This is a genomic window from Hydrogenophaga palleronii (assembly GCF_031457455.1).
Classification (GTDB): Bacteria; Pseudomonadota; Gammaproteobacteria; order Burkholderiales; family Burkholderiaceae_C; genus Hydrogenophaga; species Hydrogenophaga palleronii_A.
This window is the reverse complement of sequence record NZ_JAVDWU010000007.1, coordinates 153,473-166,069: the sequence shown is the minus strand read 5'-3', so window position 1 is coordinate 166,069 and position 12,597 is coordinate 153,473. Positions and strand designations below refer to the sequence as shown.

Sequence of the window (12,597 nt, the reverse complement as noted above, 5' to 3'; positions counted from 1 at the left end):
AACACCATGGACGCCTTGATCCTGTCGCGAATCCAGTTCGCAGCCAACATCAGCTTTCACATCTTGTTCCCCACCATCACGATCGCGCTGGGCTGGTTTCTTCTGTATTTCCGGATCCGCCACATCCAGACGCGCGACCCGGCGTGGGAAGAGGCCTACTACTTCTGGACCAAGGTGTTTGCGCTGTCGTTTGCGCTCGGCGTGGTCTCAGGTGTGGTCATGAGTTTCCAGTTCGGCACGAACTGGCCCGGCTTCATGGAAAAGACCGGCGACATCTCTGGCCCTTTGCTGGGCTACGAGGTGATCACCGCGTTCTTCCTGGAGGCCAGCTTCCTTGGCATCATGCTGTTCGGGCGGGGGCGCGTGAGTGAGCGCGTGCACCTGGTCGCCACGTTTCTGGTGGCATTCGGCACCACCTTGTCAGCGTTCTGGATCCTGAGCCTGAACTCGTGGATGCAGACGCCTGCGGGCTTCGAGATTGTCGATGGCAAGTTCATCCCGGTCGACTGGTTCGCCGTGGTGTTCAACCCGTCGTTCCCGTACCGCCTCGCGCACAAGTTGCTGGCCTCCACGCTCACCGCCTCGTTCCTGATCGCAGGTCTGTGCGCCTGGCAGCTCATCAAGGGCAGTGCCTTGCCGGGCACGCACAAAGCCTTGCGCACCGCCGTGATTGCAGCCTCGGTCGCCATGCCACTGCAGTTTTTTGCCGGGGACCTGCACGGACTGAACACCCTGGAACACCAGCCGGCCAAGATCGCTGCGCTGGAAGGCCTCTGGCAAACCGAGAAGGGTGCGCCGCTCACGCTGTTCGGCATTCCCGACGAAGAGGCACGCACCACGCACTACGCCGTGAAGCTCCCCAAGATGGCCAGCCTGATCCTGGCGCACGACATGGACGCCGAACTCCAGGGCCTCAACGAATTCCCCAACGCACACCCGCCCGTGGCGCCTATCTTCTGGGCTTTCCGTGTGATGGTGGGCGTGGGCACGCTGATGCTGGTGGTGGCCTGGGGCACAGCCTGGCTGATGTGGCGCAAGCGACGTGAAGCCGCAGCAGATGAAACCTCGCTCCCACGACCAACGCTCTACGTGCTCGCTGCCATGACCTTCTCGGGGTGGCTGGCCACGCTCGCCGGGTGGTACGTCACCGAAATCGGTCGCCAGCCCTTTGTGGTCTACGGCCACCTGCGCACCGCCGATGTGGCCACCAGCCTGCCTTCCCCCTTGATCGCGACCACCCTGGCCGCCTACCTCATCGTGTACGGGCTGCTGCTCATCACCTACGTCGGCGTGCTCAAGTACATGGCCGAACACCCGGTCAAACATGCCCCAGAGGCGCCGCATGGTGCCGAACTCGGCAAGGCCGGCGTTTGAGCCTGGAAACACCCCCGCGCCGCTTCGCGTCACCCCCTCAAGGGGGCGGCACTGGCCGTCCGGCAAAGCCGGCCCGGCGGTGCCACTGGTCTGGACCGTTTCATGCGTCGCGGGTCGCGCTGCGCGGTGGAGCATCCAGGCTGAACCTGGCAACAACAGTCAATCGCAGAGAGAACACACCATGAACACGAGCTGGGCCGAACTGCTCCCCCTCATCTTTCTCGCCGTGATGGGCCTGTCCTTGCTGGCCTATGTGGTGCTCGATGGCTACGACCTGGGCGTGGGCCTGCTGCTGCCGCTGGCCACCAGCAAGGAGCAGAAGGACACCATGATCTCCAGCATCGGCCCGTTCTGGGACGCCAACGAAACCTGGCTGGTGCTGGGTGTGGGCGTGCTGCTGGTGGCGTTTCCGATGGCGCACGGTCTGGTGCTGCAGGCCCTGTACCTGCCGGTGGCGGTGATGCTGATCGGCCTGATCCTGCGCGGCGTGGCGTTCGACTTCCGCGTCAAGGCACCCACGCGCTACCTGCCGTTCTGGAACCGCGCCTTTTTTGGCGGCTCGTTGCTGGCCAGCGCCTCCCAGGGCTGGATGCTGGGCAGCTACATCACGGGCTTTGACAGCGGCTGGCTGGGCCTGGCGTTCAGCCTGGGCATTGCGCTCACCCTGCCGGCAGGCTATGTGCTGCTCGGCGCGGGCTGGCTGATCATGAAGACCGAAGGTGAGTTGCAGGCGCACGCCGTGCGGTGGGCGCGACGCGTGATCTGGCCCATGGGCGTTGCGCTGGTGGCGATCTCGGCCGCCACGCCGCTGGTGAATCCGGGTGTGGTGGACAAATGGTTCAGCGTGCCTGAGGTGTTCGCACTGATGCCGATCCCGCTGAGCTGCGCCATTGCATTCTTCGCTGTGCGCTGGGTGGTGACCCACCCGAATGTGGTGAAGGCGGGCTATGGCTGGGTGGTGTTCGCATCCACCGTGTTGATCTTCGTGCTGTCCTTCTTCGGCCTGGCCTACAGCATCTTTCCTGACATCGTGATCGGCCGCATGACGGTCTGGGAAGCCGCCATCTCCACCGGTTCGCTCACGGTCATCTTCGTGGGTGTGGCGATCACACTGCCGATGATCATCGTCTACACGATTTACATGTACCGCGTCTTCTGGGGAAAGGCTCGGGCATTGACATACAACTAGGAACTCCCCCCTGCGCAGGATTCTGAACACCCCCCTGCGCCGCTGACACGGCTTCCCCCCTCTGTTGCGCGCCTTCGGCGCTTCGAGGGGGGACGCACCCTGTGGCCCGGCAAAGCCGGTTCCACGGGTGCCCTGGACGGGGACACCTCGCTCCGGAGGGGATCAGCTACCCCATGCTCCCCTCCTTGTCTCTGTGCGCCTACACCTTTCAGAGGTGGGCGGGTTGGGTGCGCGGGCGCAGGGACGATTCGCGGTTGCCACAGAGTTCGCTCGCCATACATGGTGTTGATGAGAAAGCGGCAGCATGCCCGGGCGTCCGACCGCGAGCTGGACCGGAGAACGCGTACCCGGCCCGCCCGCCCCGCCACAAAAGGAACATACGAAACGGGCCCACCTCCCGTGCACCAGTGCAACGAAAAGATCAGCCGCCAGCCACCACGCTACGAACCACCACCCGATCATCCCCCAACACGATCAGCGCAAACAACAACTCGTCCAGACTGTTCGCCTGCGAAGTCTTGCGCGCCAGAAGCGGTGTGGCCTTGGGGTCGAGCACCACGAAGTCGGCTTCACAGCCCGGCTGCACGTTGCCTACCACGCCACCCAGGCCCAGAGCCTGAGCAGCACCTGCAGTGTGCTGCCACCACAGTTGCCCGGGGGTGAGGCTCAGGCCTGTCTTGGTCTGGCTCTCGCGGCCCACGTAGTAGGCAGCCAGCATGGTGTGAAAGGGCGAGAAGCTGGTGCCGCCGCCCACGTCGCTGGCCAGGCCGTAGCGCATGCCGGCGGTATCAGCAGCCAGGTAGTCGAAGAAGCCGCTGCCCAGAAACAGGTTGCTGGTGGGACTCACGGCGACCACGGCGCCGCTGCGGGCCATCTGAGCCCGGTCTTCTTCGTTCAGGTGAATGCAGTGGGCATACACCGCGCGCTGGCGCAGCAGACCAAAATCGCCATACACCGCCAGGTAGCTGCGCGACTGGGGAAACAGCTCGGCTACCCAGCGGATTTCGTCCAGGTTTTCCGCCACGTGCGACTGGATCCACACCTGCGGGTACTTGGCGGCCAGCTCACCCGCGCCGCGCAGCTGCTCGAGCGAGCTTGTGGGCGCGAAACGTGGCGTGATGGCATAGCCCAGGCGATCCACCCCGTGCCAGCGCCGGATCAGGCTTTCGGTGTCGATCAGGCTTTGTTCGGTGTCGTCGCGCACGCCATCCGGGCTGTGGCGGTCCTGCAGCACCTTGCCGGTGATGAAGCGCAGACCGCGCGACTTCGCCACCTCGAATGCGGCATTCACTGACGCCACATGCGACGTGGCAAAAGTGAGCGCGGTGGTCACGCCCTGGCGCAGCAGTTCATCAAAGAAGAAGGCCGCCACCTCGGTGGCATAGTCCGGATCGTGAAAGCGCGATTCGTGAGGGAAGGTGTAGTCCCTCAACCACGGCAGCAGGCCTGCGGCGGGCGCACCGATCACGTCGGTCTGCGGGTAATGCACATGCATGTCCACGAATCCGGGCGCAATGATGTGGCCTCGCAAGTCCTCCACCACCAGACCAGGAAACTGCCCGACCAATGCGGCGTGATCGCCCACTGCGTGCACCACCCTGGGACCTTCGCCAGATGGACCCACCACCAGCAGACCATCCGCTTCAAAAACCGGGCTGGCGTCGTCGGTGAATCGCAGGATGGAAGCGCGGTAGCCTTGCATGGAGGGCGAAAGGGGGCTGATGAATGGAGCAACGCACGTGTGAAGACGCGCGCCAAGCGTCGAGCTTAACCGCCTACGTGCGGGCCGCCATACGGGATCTCACATACGCCGTATGGTTCATGAACCGCCACGTTTCCCCTCAGCGTGCCAGCTTGCCCACCACCCCATCCACCAGCCAGTCCATCTTCAGGATCTCATCGTCGCTGGGCATGGTGTTCTCGGCAATGGCGATGCGGCCTTCGTTGTCCTTGATCGCGGCCTTTGCCGCAAATGGGCGCAGCCGCCCGGCGGCCATGTCGGCCTGGCGGGCCAGCACTTCGTCCTGCACCGCCTTGGGCACCTTGCTGCCAAAGCTGTCAACGCGGATCATGCCTTCGCGCACCCCGCCCCACACGCTGCCACTCTCCCACGAATCATCGAGCACCGCCTTGACGCGAGCGGTGTAGTAGGCGGACCAGACATGGGTGACGGCCGCGATCTGGGCGTCGGGGGCCACCTTTCGCATGTCGGAGTGGTAGGCCACGGCCAGCTTGCCGCGTTCCTGCGCGGCCGCCATCACCGCCGTGGAGCCGGTGTGGAAAGCCAGTACCTCGGCGCCCTGGTTCATCAGCGACATGGCCGCATCGCGTTCGCGAGGCGGGTTGAACCATTCGCCCAAAAACACCACGCGTGTCTGCGCCTTGGGGTTCACCGAGCGCATGCCCAGCGTGAAGGCATTGATGCCCTGGATCACTTCCGGAATGGGGAAGCCGGCCACGTAACCAGCCTGCGTGGCCATGCGGCCCGCCGCCACGCCGGCCAGGTAGCGGCCTTCGTAGTAGCGCGCGTTGGCCGTGGCCACATTGCGCGCGGTCTTGTAGCCGGTGATCGACTCGAACTTCACGTCCGGAAAATCACGCGCCACCTTCAGGGTGGGCTCCATGTAGCCAAAGCTGGGCGTGAAGATGATGCGATGCCCTTGCCGTGCCAGATCGCGGATCACACGCTCGGCATCGGGACCCTCTGGCACGTTCTCCACATAGTGGGTCTGCACCTGGTTGCCCAGCGCAGCCTGCACCGCCAGACGGCCTTGTTCGTGCTGGCGCACCCAGCCGGCGTCGGTCAGTGGTGCGACATAGACGAACGCGGCCTTGAGTGGCTTACCTGCGGGCTTCGGTGCCTGCGCCTGCGCCAATGAAATGGGGATGAAAAAACTGGCGGCCAACAACGCGCAGACGCGCCGGGCCACGAGGTTTTTGTACATGGTGTTCCTCTACATGGCTTCCGTGAATGAAAAAGCGAGCCGGGGAAGCACCGGCTCGCGTGGCCTGATTTTAGGCGATCAGGCCACCGCCGCCCTTTTCAGAACGTGTCCGTCATCAGGCGGTTGCCACTGCGCGATCCAGCGCGGCCATGAGTTCGGCGCGGCGCGCCCCGCTCACAAAGCTGGCCTCGAAGCTGTTGCGCGCCAGGGTGATCACGTGCTCGCGGGACAGATCCAGCGCTTGCACGGTCTGGGTGAAATTGGCGTTCATGTAGCCACCGAAGTAGGCCGGATCGTCCGAGTTCACGGTGGCACACAGGCCGGCGTCGAGCAGCCGTTTCATGGGGTGATCGCCCAGGTCGTTCACCACGCAGAGCTTGAGGTTGGAGAGCGGGCACACCGTGAGCGGTGTGCGGCGTTTTGCCAGCTCGGCCACGAGCGCAGGGTCTTCGAGCGAGCGCACGCCGTGGTCGATGCGTTCGGTCTTCAGATCGTTCAGCGCTTCCCAGATGTAGGCCGGCGGCCCCTCTTCGCCCGCGTGCGCGACGATGCGCAAGCCCAGCTCGCGGCAGCGCGCGAACACCCGCGAGAACTTGCTCGGCGGGTGGCCGACCTCGCTCGAATCCAGCCCCACGCCAATGAACTGTTCGCGGTGCGGCAGCGCAGCTTCCAGTGTGGCGAACGCCTCTTCTTCGCTCAGGTGGCGCAGAAAACACAGGATGAGTTCGGCGCTGATGCCCAGTTCGGCCTTTGCCCGGGCACAGGCACTCGCCAGGCCCTGGATCACCGTGGCCACGGACACGCCGCGCGCGGTGTGGGTCTGCGGGTCGAAGAAGAGTTCGGCATGCACCACGTTGTCGGCCTTGGCGCGCAGGAAGTAGGCCCAGGCCATGTCGTGGAAGTCGGCTTCATGCAGCAGCACACTGGCACCCGCGTAGTAAATGTCCAGAAAGCTCTGCAGGTTGGTGAAGGCATAGGCCTCGCGCAGCGCCGCTTCGCTGGCATACGGCAGGCTCAATCCGTTGCGCTGCGCGAGCGCAAAGATCAGCTCGGGCTCAAGTGAACCTTCGATGTGGATGTGGAGTTCGGCCTTGGGGATGGCGGCGGCGAGTTCGGTGGGGGTCATGGTCATGGTCATGGTCGTGTTCATGTGAATGTGCTCAACAGGTGCCCAAGGAGATGGCAAGTCGTTTCAGATAGCGGCGGTAGGCGCTCGACACCCGGTCGGCGGGCCCGTGCACCTCGGTCACGGGCGCGGTGCGGCCGATGGGCAGCGTGCGCGGTGTCTGCGATTCCACCACGGGGCGGTCCTGGGCAAACACGGTGTTCTGGAATTCAACCAGTTCCTGATCGCTCGACGCGTCGCCCTGCGTGGCCATCACGAACCACGCCGTGCAACTGGTATCGCCGTCAGGGCGAATGAACAGCGCGATCGCATTGCTCACCGGGTCGCCCTCGCTCGCATCCTTGCGCAGGATGGCGGCAAACGGGTGGGGCACCTCGTAGCGGTAGTGGATCCAGGCGCCCTCGTCGGCACCCGCGTAGGCGCGGGGTTGCCAGGCGCGTGCGTTGAGCACGGCCAGTCCATTGGCGCCCTCCTCCACCTGCCCGGCGTCCACCTTCGCATGGCTGCGCTCACCCAGCCAGCCTTCGTGCACGAAGCCGAAGTGGCTGAGGTCGAGGAAGTTTTCCACCAGACGCGGTGCGCTGGTGTCGAGCTCGTAGGGGCCGCAGACCACACGGCGCCAGGCATCGTCCTCTCCCACGGCGAACATGGGCGGTTCATCGAGCACTCCCAGCGTGTCCCCTGGCGCCTGCAGCCGCACCCACACCAGCCCGAAGCGTTCACGGGCCTCGAACACCGTGGCCACGTGGCCAGCGGGCGGGGTGAAGTCGGGTGCGGCAGGAATGAGCTGGCAATGGCCGGTGTGACCGAACTGCCACCCGTGGTAGGGGCACTCCAGCCGGGCGCCGTGCACACCGATCAGCACCCGGCCCAACGAAAGCTGTGCCCCCCGGTGCGGGCACTGGTCGGCCCAGGCGTGCACCCGGTCAATGTGGTGTCCATGCTCGCGCTGGGGTTCGCGCCAGAGCACCAGCGACTGCCCGAGCAACGCGCAGGCCACGGGTGCGTCACGCACCTGGTGCGAGGCGATCACGGGGTGCCAGAGTTGCTTTTCGATCACCTTGTCATCATCCTGCGGTTTCGCTCGGTCCCTCAGCACTTCATTTTCTTTCGCCCCAACAAGAAAGCCGCCCGGAGGCGGCCTTCCATTCCAGGGCACGGCGGGTCCAGCTTCGCCGGTCCCCACGTGCCGCCCCCTTGAGGGGGTCGCGCGAAGCACGGCGGGGGTGGGTCAATTCGGGACTTTGCCTTCAACGCCCTTCACATAGAACTTCACACCACCGAGGAAAGCGTCATCGGCGACCGCGTCGGCAGCCAGCACTTCCTTGCCGCCCTGGTCCACGATCGGGCCCTTCCAGATGTGGAAGCTGCCGTCTTTCAAGCCGGCGCGGATCGTGTCGACCTTGGCCTTGACTTCTGCAGGCACGTCTTCGGCCACGGACACCATGTCGATCGCGCCTTCTTTCACGCCCCACCACACGCCGCCGGTGGACCAGGTGCCTTCCAGCGCGTCCTTGGTGGCCTTGATGTAATAAGGCGCCCAGTTGATGATGGCCGATCCCAGGTGGGCCTTGGGGCCGTAGGCGGTCATGTCGGAGTCCCAGCCGAAGGCGCGCTTGCCCAGCTTCTCGGCAGTCTGCAGCACGGCTGACGAATCGGTGTTCTGGAACAACACGTCGGCACCTCCGTTGATCAGCGAGGTGGCGGCTTCGGTTTCTTTCGGTGGATCGAACCAGCCGTTGACCCAGACCACGCTGGTCATGACCTTGGGGTTCACCGATTGCGCGCCCAGGGTGAAGCTGTTGATGTTGCGGATCACTTCCGGAATTGGGATCGAAGCCACGACACCGAGCTTGTTGCTCTTGGTCATGCTGCCAGCGATCACGCCCGCCATGTACGCGCCTTCGTAGGTGCGGCTGTCGTAGGTGCGCAGGTTCTCTGCGGTCTTGTAGCCGGTGGCGTGCTCGAACTTCACGTCCTTGAAGTCGGGCGCGACCTTGAGCATGGGCTCCATGTAACCGAAGGTGGTGCCGAAAATCAGCTTGTTGCCCTGGCCGGCCAGATCGCGGATCACGCGTTCGGCGTCGGCGCTCTCGGGCACGTTCTCCACGAAACTGGTCACCACCTTGTCGCCAAACTCGGCTTCGATCGCTTTGCGGCCATTGTCGTGCGCAAAGGTCCAGCCACCGTCGCCCACTGGGCCGACGTAAGCAAACGCGATCTTCAGCGGCTCGGCCTTGGGCGCCTCGGCCACGGCGGGGGCTGGGGTCGGTGCCGCTGCGGGCGCGGCTACTTCTTCCTTCTTGCCACAGCCGATCAGCACAGCGCTGCTCAGGGCGGTCAGCGCAGCGACCTTCATCAGGGAACGTTTGCTCAAGTCTGTCATGGGTGAACCTCAGGGTTGAAAAAGTGGTGTGAAAACGCGGAAAAAAATCAAAAAAACATTATGCGCCGGGGTAGAACGGTTTCCCGATGGACGTCGGCATGTTGATGCGGATCCAGGTCGGGTTGCGCGAGATCAGCACCAGCACAACGATGGTGGCCACATACGGCATCATGGTCAGGAACTGGCTGGGCACATTCACCCCGATGCCCTGCAGGTGGAACTGCAGCATGGTCACGCCGCCGAACAGGTAGGCGCCCAGCAGCACGCGCGCGGGTCGCCAGGTGGCAAAGGTGGTGAGCGCCAGGGCGATCCAGCCCTTGCCGGCGATCATGCCCTCCACCCACAGCGGCGTGTAGACGGTGGACACATAGGCACCGGCCAGGCCACACAGCGCACCGCCGGCCATCACCGCCATCAGGCGGATGCGACGCACCGGGTAACCCAGCGCATGGGCAGATTCAGGACTCTCGCCCACGCTGCGCAGCACCAGGCCGGCGCGCGTTCGGTACAGAAACCAGATGAGACCGAACACCAGCGCCACGCAGGCATAGACCATGGGGTGGTGGCGAAACAGCGCCGAGCCCAGCAAGGGGATGTCAGACAGATAAGGAATGGCGAACTGGCTTTGTTCGGGCAGTTTTTCCTGCACGTAACGCGAACCGGCAAAGGCAGAAAAGCCGGCACCGAACAGGCTGAGCGCCAGCCCGGTGGCGTACTGGTTGGTGTTGAGCCAGATCACCAGCCCGCCGAAGATGGCCGCCAGCAGCGCGCCCGCCGCCATGCCGGCGGCAAAGCCCAGCATCGTGCTGCCGGTGTGCACCACAGTGGCAAAGCCGGCCAGCGCGGCACACAGCATCATGCCTTCGGCGCCCAGGTTGACGATGCCGGCCTTCTCGTTGATGAGCAGGCCCAGCGAAGCAATGGCCAGCACGGTGCCGGCGTTGAGCGAGGCGGCGAAGAGCAGAGCAAGGGGTTCCATGGTCATTTCTTCCAGACGAGTCGATAGGCAATCAGCGTGTCACATGCGAGAAGGGCAAACAGCAACAGCCCTTGGAACACCCCGGTGATGGACTTCGGCAACCCCATGCGCGACTGCGCCAGTTCCCCGCCGATGTAGAACATGCTCATGAGAATGGCCGAGAACACGATGCCCACCGGGTGCAGCCGGCCCACAAAGGCCACGATGATGGCCGCGAAGCCGTATCCCGCCGGGACATACGGCGTGAGCTGACCAATCGGCCCGGCCACCTCGAGCCCGCCCGCCAACCCGGCCGCACCGCCCGACACCAGCAGCGCCGTCCAGAGCGCCCTGCGCGAGGCGAAGCCGGCGTACCGCGCGGCCGCAGGTGCCAGGCCGCCCACCAGCTGCGCGTAACCCGCGTAGGTGCGGAACAGAAACACCCACACCGCCGCCACGCCCGCCAGCGCCAGCAGCAGCCCCACGTTCACGCGCGAGCCGTCCATCAGGCGCGGGATCTGCGTCACCGCCTCGAAGGTCTTGGTCTGCGGAAAGTTGTAGCCCTGCGGGTCTTTCCACGGCCCGTAGACCAGGAAATTGAGCACCTGAATGGCCACGTACACCAGCATCAGGCTCACCAGAATCTCGTTGGCGTTGAAGCGGTCGCGCAGCAGCGCCACGATACCGGCCCACACCATGCCGCCGACCACACCTGCGGCCAACACGGCCGGCACGATCCACGGGCCGGTGGTCTTGTCGGCCGTGAGCGCCACGCCTGCCGCAAAAATCGCGCCCAGGATGTACTGCCCTTCGGCACCGATGTTCCATACGTTGGAACGGAAACACACAGCCAGACCGAGCGCGATGATCAACAACGGCGTGGCCTTGACCATGAGCTCGGACAGCGCGTAAGTGCTCTTGATCGGTTCCCAGAAAAACACCTGCAGGCCGCGCACCGGGTCTTTGCCGAGCACGGCAAACAACAGGATGCCGATGACCACCGTGATCGCGAGCGCCAGCAGGGGCGACGCGTAGCCCCAGCCCTTGGACGGCTGCGGGCGGACTTCAAGCCGCAGCATGGGCGGTCTCCCTGTTGTTGTTCTGCTGGTCGTCCCACAAGCCCGACATCCATTCACCAATGCGCTCGATGGTCGCGTCGGCCCGGTCCAGACTGGGTGACAGGCGACCCTTGGCGATCACGTGCAGGCGATCGCTGATCTCGAACAGTTCGTCCAGCTCTTCGCTGACCACCAGCACCGCACAACCCGCATCGCGCAGCGCCAGGATTTCGCCGCGAATCTGAGCCGCGGCACCCACATCCACGCCCCAGGTGGGCTGGCTGACGATGAGCAGCTTGGGTTTGGCCTCGATCTCGCGGCCCACGATGAATTTCTGCAGGTTGCCGCCGGAGAGCGACTTGGCTGCCGCGTCCGGCCCGTTGGCCTTGACGTTGTAGCGCTGGATGATGTCGGCGGCCTGCGCGCGCAACGCACCCAGCCGCAGCCAGCCGCCCTTGCCCACCGCATCACGCCGGGTCAGCAACAGGTTGTGCGCCAATGAAAGCGTGGGCACTGCACCGCGCCCCAGGCGTTCTTCCGGCACAAAGTGCAGGCCCAGTGCGCGACGGCGGCCAGGGCTCAGGCGCGCAGCATCCTGGCCTGCCACACGGATACTGCCGGCAGGCGCACGCGTGTCTTCGCCTGACAGGCAGACCATGAGCTCGCTCTGTCCGTTGCCCGACACGCCCGCGATGCCCACCACTTCGCCAGCACGCACGGTGAGCGCGATGTCACTCAGGTGGGTGCCGAAGGGATCGGCGCTCTGCAGGCTCAGGCCGCTCACTTCCAGCACGTTCGCCCCCGCGTGCAGGGCCCGCACATCCAGCGCGGGCGGTTCAGCACCGATCATCAGGCGCGACAGCGAGGCGTTGCTTTCCTGCCGGGGATCGCACACACCGGTGACCTTGCCGCCCCGCAGCACGGTGCAGGCGGTGCACAGCTCACGGATTTCGTGCAGCTTGTGGCTGATGTAGAGAATGCTGCAGCCCTCATGCGCCAGTTTGTTGAGCACCACAAAGAGCTTTTCCACCGCCTGGGGCGTGAGCACCGAAGTGGGTTCGTCCAGAATCAGCAACTGCGGATTCGTGAGCAGCGAACGGATGATCTCCACCCGCTGCATCTCGCCCACGCTGAGGGTGTGCACCGGTCGCGCGGGGTCGATGTCCAGACCGTATTCGGCCGCCTTGGCGGTGATGCTCGCGCTCACCTCGGGCAGCGACAGCGACTTGTCCAGCCCCAGCCACACGTTTTCGGCCACGCTGAGTGTGTCGAACAGGCTGAAGTGCTGGAACACCATGCTGATGCCCAGTGCCCTCGCCTCCTGCGGGTTGCGCACCTGCACCGGCCGCCCGTTGAAAGTGACAGTGCCTTCGTCGGGCTTGATGGAGCCGTAGATGACCTTCATCAAGGTCGATTTGCCGGCACCGTTTTCGCCCAGCACCGCGTGGATTTCGCCCGGCGCCACCGTCAGCGACACCTCGCTGTTGGCCACCACACCGGGGTAGCGCTTGGTGATGCCGGTCAATTGCAGTCTGGGGGTCGTCAAGGCGATGTCCTTCTT

Annotated in this window: 10 protein-coding genes; 2 read left to right on the top strand and 8 right to left on the bottom strand. The window is 64.8% G+C overall.

Features of this window, described 5'->3' with window-relative positions; translation table 11 throughout:
• Positions 1–6 precede the first annotated feature (6 nt).
• Both J2W49_RS16920 and J2W49_RS16915 read left to right on the top strand, forming a co-directional pair.
• The gene (locus J2W49_RS16920) at positions 7–1,374 is read left to right on the top strand and encodes a cytochrome ubiquinol oxidase subunit I (RefSeq protein ID WP_310318804.1); all 1,368 of its coding nucleotides are present in this window, start codon (positions 7–9) and stop codon (positions 1,372–1,374) included.
• 181 nt (positions 1,375–1,555) lie between these two features.
• On the top strand, positions 1,556–2,563 hold the full coding sequence (locus J2W49_RS16915) for a cytochrome d ubiquinol oxidase subunit II (protein ID WP_310318801.1): 1,008 nt from the start codon (positions 1,556–1,558) through the stop codon (positions 2,561–2,563).
• Between the two features lie 421 nt (positions 2,564–2,984).
• Here J2W49_RS16915 and guaD read toward each other — a convergent pair whose 3' ends face one another.
• The 8 genes from guaD to J2W49_RS16875 form a co-directional block, all read right to left on the bottom strand.
• A complete protein-coding gene (guaD, locus tag J2W49_RS16910) occupies positions 2,985–4,265 on the bottom strand; it encodes a guanine deaminase (RefSeq protein ID WP_310318798.1) in 1,281 nt (426 codons plus the stop codon).
• Positions 4,266–4,404: 139 nt separating this feature from the next.
• Positions 4,405–5,508, bottom strand: a complete 1,104-nt coding sequence (locus J2W49_RS16905; protein WP_310318795.1) for a BMP family ABC transporter substrate-binding protein — start codon at positions 5,506–5,508, stop codon at positions 4,405–4,407.
• Positions 5,509–5,623: 115 nt separating this feature from the next.
• A complete protein-coding gene (locus tag J2W49_RS16900) occupies positions 5,624–6,658 on the bottom strand; it encodes an adenosine deaminase (protein WP_310318791.1) in 1,035 nt (344 codons plus the stop codon).
• 10 nt (positions 6,659–6,668) lie between these two features.
• Positions 6,669–7,694: an aromatic ring-hydroxylating dioxygenase subunit alpha gene (locus J2W49_RS16895; protein WP_310318789.1), complete on the bottom strand. Its 1,026-nt coding sequence runs from the start codon at positions 7,692–7,694 to the stop codon at positions 6,669–6,671.
• 171 nt (positions 7,695–7,865) lie between these two features.
• Complete coding sequence (locus tag J2W49_RS16890) at positions 7,866–9,020, bottom strand: BMP family ABC transporter substrate-binding protein (protein ID WP_310318786.1); 1,155 nt, start codon at positions 9,018–9,020, stop codon at positions 7,866–7,868.
• A gap of 58 nt (positions 9,021–9,078) precedes the next feature.
• On the bottom strand, positions 9,079–9,999 hold the full coding sequence (locus J2W49_RS16885) for an ABC transporter permease (RefSeq protein WP_310318783.1): 921 nt from the start codon (positions 9,997–9,999) through the stop codon (positions 9,079–9,081).
• 2 nt (positions 10,000–10,001) lie between these two features.
• Positions 10,002–11,057 carry an ABC transporter permease gene (locus J2W49_RS16880; protein ID WP_310318779.1) on the bottom strand — a complete coding sequence of 352 codons (1,056 nt, stop codon included), beginning with the start codon at positions 11,055–11,057 and terminating at the stop codon, positions 10,002–10,004.
• Complete coding sequence (locus J2W49_RS16875; protein WP_310318777.1) at positions 11,044–12,582, bottom strand: ABC transporter ATP-binding protein; 1,539 nt, start codon at positions 12,580–12,582, stop codon at positions 11,044–11,046. The genes J2W49_RS16880 and J2W49_RS16875 overlap by 14 nt, the downstream gene beginning before the upstream one ends.
• Positions 12,583–12,597: the final 15 nt, after the last annotated feature.